Origin of the sequence: Mesorhizobium sp. ES1-4, assembly GCF_020164745.1 — a bacterium.
Taxonomy (GTDB): domain Bacteria; phylum Pseudomonadota; class Alphaproteobacteria; order Rhizobiales; family Rhizobiaceae; genus Mesorhizobium.
In genome coordinates, this window is the sequence record NZ_JAIUGV010000006.1 from 1 (window position 1) to 14,143 (window position 14,143).

12 protein-coding genes are annotated in these 14,143 nt (G+C 64.7%); 4 read left to right on the forward strand and 8 right to left on the reverse strand.

Translation table 11 applies throughout. The features are described from left to right. Positions 1-223 precede the first annotated feature (223 nt). Positions 224-1,978, reverse strand: coding sequence for an ABC transporter ATP-binding protein (locus tag LB556_RS12725; protein WP_224567546.1), 1,755 nt, complete (start codon positions 1,976-1,978; stop codon positions 224-226). A 150-nt stretch (positions 1,979-2,128) separates the two neighbouring features. Between LB556_RS12725 and LB556_RS12730 the strand changes: the two genes are divergently transcribed. Together LB556_RS12730 and LB556_RS12735 are read left to right on the forward strand one after the other, a co-directional pair. Then, positions 2,129-3,409, forward strand: a complete 1,281-nt coding sequence (locus LB556_RS12730; protein WP_224567549.1) for an amidohydrolase family protein — start codon at positions 2,129-2,131, stop codon at positions 3,407-3,409. A gap of 82 nt (positions 3,410-3,491) precedes the next feature. Continuing rightward, on the forward strand, positions 3,492-4,412 hold the full coding sequence (locus LB556_RS12735) for a DMT family transporter (protein ID WP_224567550.1): 921 nt from the start codon (positions 3,492-3,494) through the stop codon (positions 4,410-4,412). Positions 4,413-4,423: 11 nt separating this feature from the next. On the opposite strand, the gene LB556_RS12740 is transcribed toward LB556_RS12735, so the two are convergent. After that, complete coding sequence (locus tag LB556_RS12740) at positions 4,424-5,326, reverse strand: phosphotransferase family protein (RefSeq protein ID WP_224567551.1); 903 nt, start codon at positions 5,324-5,326, stop codon at positions 4,424-4,426. 94 nt (positions 5,327-5,420) lie between these two features. On the opposite strand from LB556_RS12740, the gene LB556_RS12745 reads away from it, so the two are divergent. Further along, positions 5,421-6,053: a class I SAM-dependent methyltransferase gene (locus tag LB556_RS12745; protein WP_318011280.1), complete on the forward strand. Its 633-nt coding sequence runs from the start codon at positions 5,421-5,423 to the stop codon at positions 6,051-6,053. Positions 6,054-6,113: 60 nt separating this feature from the next. Here the strand turns inward: LB556_RS12745 and LB556_RS12750 are convergent, their stop codons facing one another. Together LB556_RS12750 and LB556_RS12755 are read right to left on the reverse strand one after the other, a co-directional pair. Beyond that, positions 6,114-8,567: an FAD-dependent oxidoreductase gene (locus LB556_RS12750; protein WP_224567553.1), complete on the reverse strand. Its 2,454-nt coding sequence runs from the start codon at positions 8,565-8,567 to the stop codon at positions 6,114-6,116. Next, complete coding sequence (locus LB556_RS12755; protein WP_224568089.1) at positions 8,564-9,451, reverse strand: phosphotransferase; 888 nt, start codon at positions 9,449-9,451, stop codon at positions 8,564-8,566. Before LB556_RS12755 ends, LB556_RS12750 begins: the two co-directional genes overlap by 4 nt. Positions 9,452-9,865: 414 nt before the next feature. Here LB556_RS12755 and LB556_RS12760 point away from each other — a divergent pair, with 414 nt between their 5' ends. After that, a complete protein-coding gene (locus LB556_RS12760) occupies positions 9,866-10,660 on the forward strand; it encodes a DeoR/GlpR family DNA-binding transcription regulator (RefSeq protein ID WP_224567554.1) in 795 nt (264 codons plus the stop codon). Here the strand turns inward: LB556_RS12760 and LB556_RS12765 are convergent. The 4 genes from LB556_RS12765 to LB556_RS12780 form a co-directional block, all read right to left on the reverse strand. Beyond that, the gene (locus LB556_RS12765) at positions 10,639-11,538 is read right to left on the reverse strand and encodes an NAD(P)/FAD-dependent oxidoreductase (RefSeq protein WP_224567555.1); all 900 of its coding nucleotides are present in this window, start codon (positions 11,536-11,538) and stop codon (positions 10,639-10,641) included. The genes LB556_RS12760 and LB556_RS12765 overlap by 22 nt on opposite strands. Then, positions 11,528-11,977 carry an RrF2 family transcriptional regulator gene (locus LB556_RS12770; RefSeq protein WP_224567556.1) on the reverse strand — a complete coding sequence of 150 codons (450 nt, stop codon included), beginning with the start codon at positions 11,975-11,977 and terminating at the stop codon, positions 11,528-11,530. The genes LB556_RS12765 and LB556_RS12770 overlap by 11 nt, the downstream gene beginning before the upstream one ends. Positions 11,978-12,046: 69 nt before the next feature. After that, on the reverse strand, positions 12,047-13,408 hold the full coding sequence (locus LB556_RS12775; protein ID WP_224567557.1) for a sensor histidine kinase: 1,362 nt from the start codon (positions 13,406-13,408) through the stop codon (positions 12,047-12,049). 10 nt (positions 13,409-13,418) lie between these two features. Then, on the reverse strand, positions 13,419-14,093 hold the full coding sequence (locus LB556_RS12780; protein WP_224567558.1) for a response regulator transcription factor: 675 nt from the start codon (positions 14,091-14,093) through the stop codon (positions 13,419-13,421). Positions 14,094-14,143: the final 50 nt, after the last annotated feature.

The window sequence follows — 14,143 nt, forward strand, 5'->3', positions numbered from 1 at the left end:
TTGCTTCACAGCCATTGCGATTCCCTCCGAGTGTTCCTCTCAGAGAATCACAACCAGCCAATTACGCAACAGGCCCCCTGTGGGAGAAGGTGTCGCCGAAGGCGACGGATGAGGGGTGTTCCAGGGAACGCAACGCCTCACTCGGCTGGAACACTCCTCATCCGTCTCGGCGCTACGCGCCGATCCACCTTCTCCCACAACAAGGGGAGAAGGGAAGAGCACCTCACGGCATCAACTGATACTCATAAAGCTTCTGGTAAAGCCCGCCCTGCCTGAGCAGCGTCTTGTGCGCCCCGCTTTCCACCACTTTGCCGGCTTCCAGCACCACGATCGTGTCGGCTTGGTGCACGGTCGACAGGCGGTGCGCGATGACGATCGTCGTGCGCCCTTCCGTGAGCTGTTGCAGCGCGTCGCGGAACAACGCTTCGGATTCGGCGTCGAGCGCGCTGGTCGCTTCGTCCAGCAGCAGGATTTCGGCATTGCGCAGCATGGCGCGCGCGATCGAAATGCGCTGGCGCTGGCCGCCCGACAAAAGGCCGCCATTCTCGCCGACATCCGTGTCGTAGCCATTCGCCTGCGCAACGATGAAGTCATGCGCATTGGCGGCTTTGGCCGCGGCAATCACCTCTTCCTCGGTCGCGTCCTCGCGACCAAGCCGGATGTTGTGCATGATTGTGCCGGCAAACAGGAACGTGTCCTGGCTGACATAGGCGATCTTTTCCCGGAGCGAGGCGAGCGTGGCGTGGGAAATGTCCTGGCCGTCAAGCAGCACCCGGCCGCTCTTCGGGTCGTACATGCGCATGATCAGATTCAGGATCGTCGACTTGCCGCTGCCCGAGGGTCCGACCAGCGCCGTCATCTTGCCGGGCGCCAGGGTCAAGTCGAACCGCTCCAGCACTGGCGGGCCATTCTGGTAGGCGAAGCTGACGGCGTCGAACCGGATCTCGCCCGGCCCAGCCAGAAGCGGCCTTGCGTCCGGCTTCTCCGCCAATGTCAACGGCTCGTCGGCCAGCTGGAACATCATGCGCACGCCGACAATGCCGCTTTCCAGCGAAATACGGACGCGCGCGAGGCGCTTTGCCGGTTCATAGGCGAGCAGCAGCGCGGCGATGAAGGCCATGATGTTGCCAGGCATCTGGCCGCCCTGCAGAACCAGTAGGCCGCTGACCATGACAGCGCCGGCGATCGCCAGGCCGGCCAGCGTTTCCATCACCGGATTGGTCACCGCTTCCAGCGCGGCGATGTTGTTGGCCCGGTCCTCGACATCGGACACGGCCCTGTACATACGCTTGCGCATCAAGCCTTCGAGGTTGAAGGATTTGACGACGCGCACGCCGATAGCGGTTTCCTGCATCACCTGGACGATCTGGCCGACCGAGCGGAACTCCATCGCCGCGAACTTGCGCACGCGCTTCAGGATGCGGTTGACGCCGTAAATGGCCACCGGACCGACGACGAAGCAGATCAGCGACAGCGCCGGCTGCTGCCAGACCATGACCCCGATCAAGGCAGCCAGGGTCACCAGGTCGCGCACATAGGAGGTGACGATGAGGTCGAGCACGTTGCGCGCCGCCTGGGCATTGTTGGTCATGCGGGTGATCAGGTCGGACGAAGAGGTCGAGTGGTAGAATTCGATACCTTGCGCCAGGATGCGGTCATAGATCTTGCGCTGCCGTTCGGCGATGACGGCGTTGCCGACCCGGCTCATGAAGTAGGCCTGGATGAAGTTGGCGATGCCCTTGACGATGAAGATCGCGGCGACCGCCACGGCAATCATGTTGACGCGGTCGACCCGTTTGTCGATCACGAATTCATTGGTGATTTCGCGCAGGATCCAGGCGCTGGCGGCCGTCATGCCGGCCACCACCAGCATCGACAGGATGGCGGCGGCGTAGCCGGCCCTGTGCTGGCGGAACGATTCCCTGAGCAGCCTTGCGACGAGGCGCTGGTTTTCCGTCGAGCGGAAGAAGCGAAACAACGGCTGATCCTTGATGCCGGGATGACGAAGGCGGCTTATAGAGGGAGTTGCCGCCGGAGGGAACCTTTTGCCGCGTGGAAAGAAACCGCTGCGGCAGGCTGTCTTTTGAGACACCATGCAACAGTGATTCTTCAAGCGGGATGACGACAGATGGATTTCGACCTAATCGTTCGTGGCGGCACGCTACCGGATGGCGGCGTCGCCGACATCGGCATCAGCGGCGAGACGATCGCGGCGATTGAACCCATCTTGCAGGGCTCCGCGCGGTCCGAGGTCGATGCCCGTGGCAATCTGGTGTCGCCACCCTTCGTCGATCCGCATTTCCACATGGACGCCACGCTGTCCTACGGCATTCCGCGCATCAATACGTCGGGGACGCTGCTCGAGGGCATTTCGCTATGGGGCGAACTGAAGCCGCTTTTGACGCATGAAGCGGTGCGCGACCGCGCGCTCGCCTATTGCGACTGGGCGGTCTCGATGGGACTGCTCGCCATCCGCACTCATGTCGATGTCTGCGACGACCGGCTGCTGGCGGTCGAGGCCCTGCTCGACGTCAAGAAGACCGTCGCCCCCTATATCGACCTGCAATTGGTGGCATTCCCGCAGGACGGCTTCTATCGCTCGCCGACGGCGCGTCAGAACACCATTCGCGCGCTCGACATGGGCGTGGACATCGTCGGCGGCATCCCGCATTTCGAGCGCACCATGGCCGACGGCACGCGCTCGGTGACGGAACTGTGCGAGATCGCGGCGAAACGCGGCCTGATGGTCGATTTGCATTGCGACGAGACCGATGACCCGCTGTCGCGCCACATCGAGCAACTCGCCCATGAAACGCAGCGTCTCGGCCTGCAGGGCAGGGTGGCTGGTTCGCACCTGACCTCCATGCACTCCATGGACAATTACTATGTCTCGAAGCTTCTGCCGCTGATTGCGGAATCCGGCGTCTCGGCGATTCCCAACCCATTGATCAACATCATGCTGCAGGGCCGCCACGACACGTTCCCGAAGCGGCGTGGCATGACGCGGGTCAAGGAGATGCAGGCGCTCGGCATCCGTGTCGGCTGGGGGCAGGATTGCGTGCTCGATCCCTGGTACTCGCTGGGCACCGCCGACATGCTCGACGTCGCCTTCATGGGCCTGCATGTCGCCCAGATGTCGAGCCCCGCCGACATGGCGCGCTGCTTCGACATGGTCACCAACGTCAATGCCGCGATCATGGGGTTGGATCATCTCGGCCTCGGCGTTGGCAAGCGCGCCAGCCTGGTGATCCTCGATGCCGGCAATCCGATCGAGGCCCTGCGCCTGCGCGCCGAGCGCATCTGCGTCATCGCCAGGGGCAAGGTGGTGGCGGAAAGGACGAGGCAGGATACCAGGCTGTCCATTCCCGGCAGGCCGGGTCAGGTGAACCGCAGGCACAAATCGGCCTAGATACAGCCGATTCCCGCCGCTGGTCTTACCGTTTCGCCGATTCCCGCTCGTCAAAGCTGGTGCTTGCGGATAGGAGCCGGGCATGGTTGAGCCCGTCCCCAATTCGATGATCAGGAACGTCTTGCTGGCCGGCATCCTGCTGATGCTAGCTGGCGACTTCCTGTTTGCGCTCAACGACGCGATGGGCAAGTGGCTGGTCGCCAGCTTCTCCGTCGGCCAGGTCGTGCTGATCCGCTCGATCGGTGCCTTCATCGTGCTCGGCCCGATGATCGCCAATCAGGGCGCTGGCCGGCTGTTCCGGATGGAGCGGCCCGGGCTGCAGGTTCTGCGCGTGGTGGCGACGACGCTTGATACCGCTTTGTTCTACGCCGCCGTCGTCTATCTGCCGCTTGCCGATGTGATGAGCTTTTACATGGCCGGGCCGATCTATGTGGCGGCGCTGTCGCATTTCCTGCTTGGCGAGAAGGTCGGCTGGCGCCGCTGGGTGGCGATCCTGCTCGGTTTCTGCGGCGTGGTGATCATGCTGAAGCCGTCCTCCGCCGCGTTTTCGCTGTCGTCGGGTTTCGCGCTTGTCGGCAGCCTTGCCTTCGCCTTCGCCATCATCCTCAACAGGCGCCTGCGCGGCACCAGCGACACCAACCTGGTGACATGGCAGACGATCGGCACGCTGGTGGTCGGCGGCGCCCTCGCCATCGGCGCCTGGAAGACGCCGACGGCGCTCGATCTCGGCGCCATGCTGCTGCTCGGCATCGTCTCCTGCGGCGCGCATCTGATGATCACGCGGGCCCTCAAACTGGCGCCGGCCTCGACGCTGGCGCCGCTGCACTACACGCTGCTCCTTTGGGCTGTGGTGTTCGGGCTCGTGTTCTTCGGCGACGTCCCCGGCCCGCGCATCCTGATCGGCTCCGGCATCATCGTTGTCGCCGGCCTGTTCATCTTCCATCGCCAGAAGGTGGTCGACACGACGGTGCCGCCGGAGAACGTGCCGAAGGGCGTGAACTGAGGTCCGGATTCCTAGCCCCGGCGTATCGCGGCCAGATGCCGTGAAAATTCCGGCGTCTCCATCAACGCCTTGCAGCGCGCGAAGCGGCCGTCGGCATAGGCGCGGAAATCGTCGGCCGGATTGTTGTTGGCAAGCTGGATCAGCCCCCACAGCGTCCAAAGCAGGTCGCACATCGCCTTATAGATGACGACGCGGGCGTGCTCGGCCGGTTTCGCCTCGCCGCCGAAATAGGCGCGCATCATCTCCTCATCCTGGGCGGCGTCGAATTTTCCCTCCACGCTGAGATCGCCGAGATCCCAGAGCGGGTCGTTCATCCCGGAATATTCCCAGTCGACGATCCACATCCGTTCGCCCGTATCGAGAAAATTTTCGCACAGCGGATCGCAATGGCAGGCAACGAGGGGCACGCGGTGGACAGCCAAGGCCGAGCGCACGCTGCCGGCCTCGCGCACCACGTCGTGATAGCCGGCGGGCAGAGCGACATCCCTGGTCGACAGCACCTTGAGGTAATCGTCGATCATCGCGAACAGTTCGAAGCGGAAGGGGAACACCGCGCCGGACGCGTGCAGCTTGCGGAAGGCTTCGCCGGCGCGGGCCGGGCTGCCCGGCCGGTCCCTGAATTTCTCCGGCGACATCGTCTCGGCTCCTGCGATGAAGCGCGTCACCATCAGGCCGGTGGCGGCGTCGGCATGCAGCACTTCAGGGCTGACGCCGGCTTTTGCCGCCTCGCGCGCCGCGATCGCCTCGTTGGCACGGTTGATGTATTCCTCGGTGCCTTTTCCCGGAATGCGCAGGCAAAAATCGCCGGCCTTGAAGACGAGGTTGGTCAGGCCGCCAAGCCGGTCCAGCGGCCCGGTATAGCCGGCCAGCACCGGAATGGCGGCAAGTTTTGCCCGCGCCTCGTCTGTCGCCATGCCCGCGCCCCATGCCGTTATTTCTTTGCCACAACGGTTCCACAATTTTTGCCGTTTGGCTATCATCGCGACAAGACAGGGAGTTGGTGGGCACGTGGCGGACAGCAAACATCATGGCGCGCTCGGCGCGGTCTACGCGGCCAAGCGCCCAGAAGAGGTGGCGGCACTTTATGATCGCTGGTCGCAGACCTACGACGCCGACATGTCAGCCGCGGGCTACCGCCACCCGACGATCTGCCTGGCCTTGCTGGCCCGCCATCTGCCGCGTGGTTCAGCGCCGCTGCTCGACGCCGGGGCGGGCACCGGGCTGATCGGCGAATGGCTGGATATTGCCGGCTATCCCCAGGTCGAGGCGCTCGACATTTCACAGGGCATGCTGGACCAGGCCGCGCGCAAGGGCGTCTATGCGGCGCTGCACTGCCTGGCGCTCGGCGGTAACCTGCCTTTTGCCGACGACACCTATGCCGGCATCATCTCGGCCGGCGTCTTCACCTCGGGCCATGTCGGCGCCGACGGGCTGGACGAACTGATCCGCATCTGCCGGCCGGGCGGGGTGATCGTGCTGACGGTCAAGAACACGCTGTGGGACCAGGGCTTTGCCGCGCGCATTGCCGAACTTGAAGCGCAAGGTTCGGTCGCGCGGGTCGAGGAAACGCGTCCCTACGTCTCGATGCCGGGCGAAGCCGACACCATACCCAGCCGTGGCCTCGCCTTGCGGGTGAAATAGAGCAACTTCCGGAAAGGCGTGAGACGGTTCTCCGTCCGAAATTGCATCAAGACAATGGGTCTAAGCCTTCACTCGCTCCATTGCAGGATCGTATAGCGGCTCGAGGTGGATTTTGGCCGGCGTCCGCTGCATCGCGACCACCAGTTCATAGCTGGCCGAGGCGAGAAAATCATCGCTCACCCCGTCGGCGTCGCGCACATAACCGTAGCCGATGTTCTTGCCCACCGTGTAGCCATAGCCGCCGCTGGTCAAATAACCGACTGGCTCGCCATTGCGCAGTATGGTCTCGCGCCCGACGAGCACGATCTCCGGGTCATCGACCGTGAAGCCGGCAAAGCGCTTCTTCAGTGCGGTGCCGCCGGTCTTCTCGAGCGCACGCCGTCCGACGAAATCGGTGTTCTTGCGCAGCTTGACCGCCCAGCCGAGCCCGGCCTCCAGCGGTGTGTCGTTGGGCGTGATGTCGGAGCCCCAGGCACGATAGGCCTTTTCCAGCCGTAGCGATTCCAGCGCGCGGTAGCCGACCGGGCGGATGTCGTGCTTCTCGCCCGCCGCCATCAGCGCGTCGAAGACTTCACCGGTGGCGGCGATCGGCACATGCAACTCCCAGCCAAGTTCGCCGACATAGGTGACGCGCAGCGCCCGCACCGTGTGCCCGGCTATTGTGATCTCCCGCACATGGCCGAACGGGAAGCCGGCATTCGATACATCCGCATCGGTCACCGCCGAAAGCACGTCGCGGGCGCGCGGTCCCATCAGCGACAGCGTGCCGAAATCCTCGGTGACATCAGCGAGCCGGGCATCGAGGCCCTCGCCAACATGGTCGCTGATCCACGAGGCATCATGCGTGCGGAAACCGGTGCCGGTGACAATATAGAACTTTTCCTCGGCCAGCCGCGAGACCGTCAGGTCTGCCTCGATGCCGCCGCGCGTGTTGAGGAGTTGTGTGTAGGTCAGCCGGCCGACCGACTTGCTGACGTCGTTGGCGCAGATCCAGTCGAGCGCCTTCGCCGCGTCGGGTCCGCTCAGCTCGTACTTGGCGAAGGACGATTGATCGAAGATGCCGACATGCTCGCGCACGTGCCGGTGTTCGTCGCCGACGGCGGCGAACCAGTTCTGCCGGCCCATCGAGTAGATGTCCTTTGGCTCGACACCCTCCGGCGCGAACCAGTTCGGCCGTTCCCAGCCGAGCTTCGAGCCGAACACCGCGCGCTGCTGTTTCAACCGCTCATAAAGCGGCGACACGATGCGGGGCCGGCCGCTGGCATATTCCTCGTGCGGGAAGCCGATCGTGTAGTGCTTGCCATAGGCTTCCAGCGTGCGCTCGCACACCCATTGCCGGTCGCGGTGCAGGTTGGAAAAGCGCCTGATGTCGACCACCCACAGGTCGAGCGGCGCCTCGCCGTCGACAACCCATTGCGCCAGCACCCAGCCGGCGCCGCCGCCCGACGCGATGCCGAAAGCGTTGAACCCAGCGCCAACGAACATGTTGGCGCATTCGGGCGCCACACCGAGGATGAAGTTGCCGTCCGGCGTGAAGCTTTCCGACCCGTTGATCATCTGCTTGACGCCGACGGCCTCCAGCGCCGGCACGCGCGCGATCGCCTGCGTCATGTGTTGCTCGAAATGATCGTAGTCGTCGTCGAACAGCCGGAACTCCCAATCACTGGGAACGTCGCCCCCGGGGAGACCGGTTGCCCAGGCCTGCGGGTTCGGCTCATAGCCGCCCATCACCAGCCCGCCGACCTCCTCCTTGAAATAGGTGCGCCGGTCGGGGTCGCGCAGCGTCGGCGCGTCGGTCGCCAGGCCCGCGATCTTCTCGGTGATGATGTACTGGTGCTTCACCGGCTGCAGCGGCACATTGATGCCGGCCATGGCGCCGATCTGCCGTGCCCACTGCCCGGCGCAGTTCACCACCTTGTCGCAGGCGATGTCGCCTTGTTTGGTCTTCACGGCGGTGATGCGGTCACCCTTCATCGCGAAGCCGGTGACGCGCACGTCCTCGTAGAGCTTGGCGCCGTGCATGCGCGCGCCCTTGGCCAGCGACTGTGTGATATCGGAAGGGCTCGCCTGGCCGTCGGTCGGCAGCCAGGAGGCGCCGACAAGATCCCCGGTTTCCATCAGCGGCCACATCGCCTTGACCTCGGCCGGCGACAGCAGGTGCATGTCCATGCCGAAACTCCTCGCCGTCGTCGCCAGCCTTTTGTACTCGGTCCAGCGATCGGCATTGGTGGCGAGCCTGAGGCAGCCGGTCATTTTCCAGCCGGTGGCGAGTCCGGTCTCGGCCTCCAGCCCCTTGTAGAGGTCGACCGAGTATTTGAGCACCCGCGTGATCGAGGCCGACGAGCGCAACTGCCCAACCAGCCCGGCGGCATGCCAGGTCGAACCCGAGGTCAGCTTGCCCTGTTCGAGCAGCACCACGTCCGCCTTATGGTCGCGCGCCAGATGATAGGCCGTCGAGCAGCCGATGATGCCGCCGCCGATGACGACGATCGCGGCCTGGCTAGGCAAGGTCATGATTTCAGGATCCCGTATTTTGTCCGGTAGTTTTCCAGCGCCGCGTCGAGCCGCGCCAGGTTTTCCTCGGTGTAAGCGACGTAGTCGATGCCCGGCGCGTCGAGATAGAGCTCCGACACCATGCTCCACATCGCCTCGCGCAGCAGCGAGGCGCATTGCATGGCGGCGTGCGATCGACGGATCGCCTCGTCCGGCTCCTTCATGAAATAGGCGGTCAGGAAGGCGAAGGATTCCGCGTCGCTCATCCCCGCGTTCGAGGCGACGCCGGCAAGGTCGAACATCGCCGTGTTGAAACCGGCATATTCGAAATCGATCAGCCACAGCCTGCTACCGTCGTCCAGGATGTTGGCCGGCAACAGATCATTGTGGCCAAAGACGATCGGCAGCAATTTCTGGGCGCGCTCCAGTTCGTCGGCTAATGCCAGGAAGCGTGGCAGGTCACCGCGCTTGCGGCTCTTGCCCTCGTCAAGCGTGCGCGCATAGTCACGGATGACGTGGAACACCCAGAACATGAAGCCGGCGCCGGAGATATGGTTGGGCATTTCCCGGTGGAAGCCGCGCATCAGCGCCGCGACGCGGCCGAGATTCGCGCGCACGTCCTCGGCCAGATAGGTCTTGGCGCCAAGAAACGCCGTCACCAGGATTCCTGGTTCGGCATAATGGACCGCCGGCGCGAAGCCAGCGGCGTGAGCCGCCCTCGCGGTCATCACCTCGCGTTCGCGGAAGACGTGGTGGAAGGGATAGTCCTGGCCGAAGCGCACGACATGTTTGCCGGCCGTGTCGGTGACCACGTAATTGGCGTTGCTCAAGCCGCCTGGCAGCGGCGCGATCTCGATGGCGCCCGTCCAGCAGGGCAGGGCGCGGATGCGGTCTTCGGCAATCACGAAACCATCCCTGGTTTGCTGGCCCGGTTTGCCGGGCTTCGACGAGGCGCCATGGACCGCGCGGCGGCGGGGAGAAACGTAAACGATCTCGTCGGTGCGGGATGCCAGGATCGGTATCCCGCACCGCACCGACGAGCCCCTTGGCCAGGTTTTCGAGCCCGGCATCCGCCCCCGCGGATCTGAAAATTTCTTGCGCCAGACACGTTACAGGCTGCCTGGTCGGTGAGTCGCGGCTCTGCCAATTGCCCTCCCGCTGCAGATCCGAACCCCATTGATGTTGAATTTCACGCCGGGGTTGCTCTCCTGTCAATAAAAAGATGTGACTTTTTTTGGGTATTTTGCCCGAAAGCATGGGCAATTCCTTTAAAAGCGTTAGGAATGCCCTAGAATCGGTCAATTCCGGGACGCCCATATATGATCCACTCGAAACGGCATGGCGAGATCCTGCGGCTGCTGCAGGAAGAGGGAACCGTCACCATCGCCAGCCTGGCCGACAGGTTGGGCGTTTCACTCGAAACCGTGCGCCGTGACGTCAAGCCGCTTACCGGCGACGGTTCGGTTCTGAAGATGCATGGCGCCATCGGTCTGCCGTCGATGATCGGCGAAGCGCCGTTCGAACGGCGCATGCGCGAGAATGCCGAGGCCAAGCGCAGCATTGCCCGCGCGGTCGCGGCCACTATCCGTGACGGCGAATCGATCATGCTCGATACCGGCACCACGACTTCATTCCTCGCGCGCGAACTGCTCGGCCACCGGCGCCTTACGGTCGTCACCAACTCATCCGATATTGCCCGCACGCTGGCGACCATCAACGGCAACAAGGTCTATATGGCCGGCGGCGAACTGCGCAGCGATTCAGGTGCCGCCTTCGGGACGCCGGCCATCGAGTTCGTCAGCCGCTTCTCGGTCAGCCACGCCATCATCTCCACCGGCGCCGTCGATGCGGTGACTGGCGTCATGGACTACGATCTCGAAGAGGCTGAATTCGCCCGCATGGTGCTGTCCAGAGGCCAGCGCTCGCTCGTCATCACCGACCACACGAAGTTCGGCCGCCAGGGCCTGGTTCAGGTCTGCGGTTTCGATGGTTTTTCCGAACTCGCCACCGACCGGGCGCCGCCGCATGACATTGCCGCCGCACTCGCACAGGCTGGCGCCCGGCTCAGCATTGCCGGCGGCTCAGCCGGAATTCAGCCGAACACCAAGGATTGATGGGCGCACACGCCCGCGAAGGTGCCGCCCGACACGGCGAAGGCGATGTTGTGCATCGCGCGTGCAGCGTCGCCGGCGGCATAGACGCCGGGAACCGTCGTCCGCTGCTTGTCATCGACCGATATCACCGGGCCGAGCAGGCCGTCCTTGAAGCCGCAGCCGAGCTGTTCGGCCAGCGGGCTCGCCATCGTGTTGCGTGGCGCGGTGAACACCGCCTTGACGCCAGCCCTGCGGCCGCCGTCCAGGTGGACAACCAGGCCGCCGGAGCCGTCTTCGCGCAGTTCGCTGACCGTCGCGGGCTCGAATCTTACATTCTTGCCCTCCAGCGCAAGCACCTCTTCGGCGTCGGGCTCGATCAAGCCGTTGCCGAACAGCGTGACGTCGCCCCAGTCGGAAATCAGCTGTGCCTGATGCACGGACATCGGGCTGGTCGCGAGCACGCCAAGCGGCCCGCCGGAGACCTCGTAGCCGTGGCAATAGGGGCAATGCAGGACGGTCCTGCCCCATTGTCCGGCAAGTCCGGGGACGTCCGGCAGGATATCGCGCACACCGGTGGCCAGCACCAGCCGTGCGGCGCCGAATGTCTCGCCGCCATCGGTGGTGATTTCGAAATCGCTGCTGCTGTTGGCGACGGCCTTGTCGGCACGGGTGGTGACAAGCCGGGCTGTCGGATAGGCAAGCAATTGCCGCCTCGCATCGTCGAGGATCGCTCCGGGCGTGCGACCGTCCTGGCCGAGGAAGCCGTGCGAATGCGCGGCGAAGCGGTTGCGCGGCTGGCCGGCGTCGATCACCAGCACGTTGCGCCGCGCCCGCGCCGCCTGAATGGCGGCGGACAGGCCGGCGAAGCTGCCGCCGACGACGGCAAGATCATACTGCATGGCTGGAAACTCCAATGAGGTCGTAACGGCGGCGGAAATCGGCGGTCAGGTCGGCCAGGGTGATGCGGCTGAGCTTCTCGGCCAGCAGTTTTTCGGCCGCGACGCGAAAATCGTCGAGCACGGCGATCACCGCCTGCTCGACGAGGCAGCCCGGGCTTTCCGGCTCGGTGCTGAACGGCAGCAGCGTTTCGCCGAGCGCGGCGCTGATCTCGGCCAGTGAAATGCCTTCGGGCGCGCGCCCGAGCAGCCAGCCGCCGCCATGCCCGCGCGACGAGGTGACGATGCCGGCATCGCGCAGCCCGGCGATGGTGCGGCGCACCACCACCGGATTGGTGTGGATGAAGGTGGCGAGCTGCTCGGAGGTCAGCGCCTGCTCTGGCTTTTCGGCCATGTGGACGAGGATGTGCAGGATGGAAGACAGGCGGCTGTTGCGTTTCATGTAACCTAATTAGTTACAATATCACGCAATGTCAAACGCGCCGGCGTCGTTTGGCAGTTTGCGGCATTGCTAGGCCGGCAGCGCGCGAAAACTCATCCTGAAGCAGGCGCCGCTGGGCTTGCCGTCGAGGATTTCGATTCGCCCGCCATGCAACTGCATGATCTCCTGCACCAGGTTTAGCCCAAGGCCGGCGCCATGATCCTGCGGCCGCAGCCGGTAGAAGGGCTCGAAAACGCGCTCCCGCTCGTTCAGCGGCACGCCGTCGCCTTCATCCCGCACCTCTATGGTGGCGGGTGTCGTGACGCTGACGGTGATCTTGCCGGCGCGGCCGCCATGCTCGATGGCGTTCTGGACGATGTTGGTCACCGCACGTTCGATCGCGGTGCGGTCGCCGGTGGCGAAAACCGTGTCGCTCACCGGCTCGAACGACATCTCGTATCCGGCCGCGAACGCCATCGGCGCGAGGTCGACGATGACGCCGCGCGCGATCGCCACGAGATCGACCTTTTCGAAAGGCGATGTTTGCCGGTCGAGCCGTTGCAGATCGAGCAACTGGTCGGTCAGCGTCGAAAGCCGCGCCGCGTCCTGCAGCAGCCTTGCCCGTTCCGGTGTCGCAGGCAGCGAGGCAAGCCGCGTGTTGAGGATGGCGACCGGTGTCCTGAGCTCATGGGCCGCGTCGGTGAGGAAGCGCTTGTGGCGCTCATAGCCCTTGTCGAGGCGCGCGAGGGCTGCGTTCACCGCTTTCACCAGCGGTGTCACCTCTGTCGGCACGTCCTTCAGTGGCAATTGCACGCCACGCTGGTCGATGTCGATGCGCTCGGCCTCGGCGGCCGCATGGCCAAGGCCCGAAAGGGCGCCACGCACCACCCAGGGCGTCGCGAATAGCGTGGCCAGCGCCATCAGCCCGGCGAGCGGCAATATGCCTTGCAGGAAGAATTGCGGCGCCTGGCCGAGCAGGCGCAGCAGCGAAAGCCCACCCTTGGTGCCGGTGAAGATCTGGACGTTGCCGGCCGCCGTATCGGTCCAGCGGATCTTTCCTTCCGGCGGCGCGCTCTGTCCGATTGCGTGGTCGATACGGGCGTCGCTGATGTTGTCCAGCAGTCCGATGAAAGGCTGGAAGACGGCCGGCACGGTGCCCTCCTGAAGCCGTTGGCCTTGTTTGTCGCGGATGATGAACCAGAGGTCGGGAACGTCAGAGCGCAGCATGGTCATGTCGGCGGTCGCGCGCAGCGTAAGCTTGCCGCCCGCGTCACGCGCCACCGCATCCGCCAGCACGTCCATCGTGCCGTCCTCGTAGTCATGCGGGATGAGCCCGGTGGCGAGCAAGGCGCCGAAAATGCCGACGATGAGCAGCGTCAGCATCGCGCATTGCAGCAAAGCGATGCGCAGCACCAGGCTCCATTTCAGCGAACGCGGGCGTCCGATGCTCATGGCCTCGCGCTCATGTCGTCTCGCGCAGCAGATAGCCGACGCCGCGAATGCCGTTGATCGTCACCCCGGCAGCGGCATCGGCGAGCTTGCGGCGCAGGCGCGAGACGTGGGTGTCGAGCGCGTTGGACTGGATTTCGTCGTCGAGGCCGAACACCGCCTCCATCAGCGCCTCGCGCTGCACCATGCGGCCGGTGCGGCGCATCAGCGCCTCCAGCACAAGAAGTTCGCGGCGCGGCAGGCTGAGCGGTTCGGCGCGGACAGACGCCTCGCCGTGTCCGACGTCGAGCACCAGATCGCCGGCGCGGATGAACTGCGACTGCAGCGGTGCCGGGCGCCTGAGCAACGCGCGCAGCCGTGCCAGCAGTTCCTCGAAGGCGAATGGCTTTGCGAGATAGTCGTCCGCGCCCATGTCCAGCCCATCGACTTTGTCCGAGGTGTCGCCTCTCGCCGTCAGCATCAGCACCGGCGTGGTGTTCTTGGCCGAGCGTAACCTGGGCACCAGCGACAGCCCGTCGCCATCCGGCAACTGGCGGTCGAGCAGGATGGCGTCGTAGCTGTCGGCGGCAACGAAGCCCTCCGCTTCGATCAGCGAGCCGGCGTGATCGACCACCATGTCATGGCGCTTCAGCGCGGCGCGCAAGGCAGAGACCATTTCGGGTTCGTCCTCGACCAGCAAGATCCGCATCGTCAGTTCTCCAGCAACAGCTTCGGGCGCTACCGCCCCAACATTGCGCG

Excerpts from the sequence above, each read along its gene's own strand:
- LB556_RS12730 (WP_224567549.1), top strand. The coding sequence starts at position 2,129 with ATGGATTTCGACCTAATCGTTCGTGGCGGCACGCTACCGGATGGCGGC.
- LB556_RS12735 (WP_224567550.1), top strand. The coding sequence starts at position 3,492 with ATGGTTGAGCCCGTCCCCAATTCGATGATCAGGAACGTCTTGCTGGCC.
- LB556_RS12740 (WP_224567551.1), bottom strand. The coding sequence starts at position 5,326 with ATGGCGACAGACGAGGCGCGGGCAAAACTTGCCGCCATTCCGGTGCTG.
- LB556_RS12750 (WP_224567553.1), bottom strand. The coding sequence starts at position 8,567 with ATGACCTTGCCTAGCCAGGCCGCGATCGTCGTCATCGGCGGCGGCATC.
- LB556_RS12760 (WP_224567554.1), top strand. The coding sequence starts at position 9,866 with ATGATCCACTCGAAACGGCATGGCGAGATCCTGCGGCTGCTGCAGGAA.
- LB556_RS12765 (WP_224567555.1), bottom strand. The coding sequence starts at position 11,538 with ATGCAGTATGATCTTGCCGTCGTCGGCGGCAGCTTCGCCGGCCTGTCC.
- LB556_RS12770 (WP_224567556.1), bottom strand. The coding sequence starts at position 11,977 with ATGAAACGCAACAGCCGCCTGTCTTCCATCCTGCACATCCTCGTCCAC.
- LB556_RS12775 (WP_224567557.1), bottom strand. The coding sequence starts at position 13,408 with ATGAGCATCGGACGCCCGCGTTCGCTGAAATGGAGCCTGGTGCTGCGC.
- LB556_RS12780 (WP_224567558.1), bottom strand. The coding sequence starts at position 14,093 with ATGCGGATCTTGCTGGTCGAGGACGAACCCGAAATGGTCTCTGCCTTG.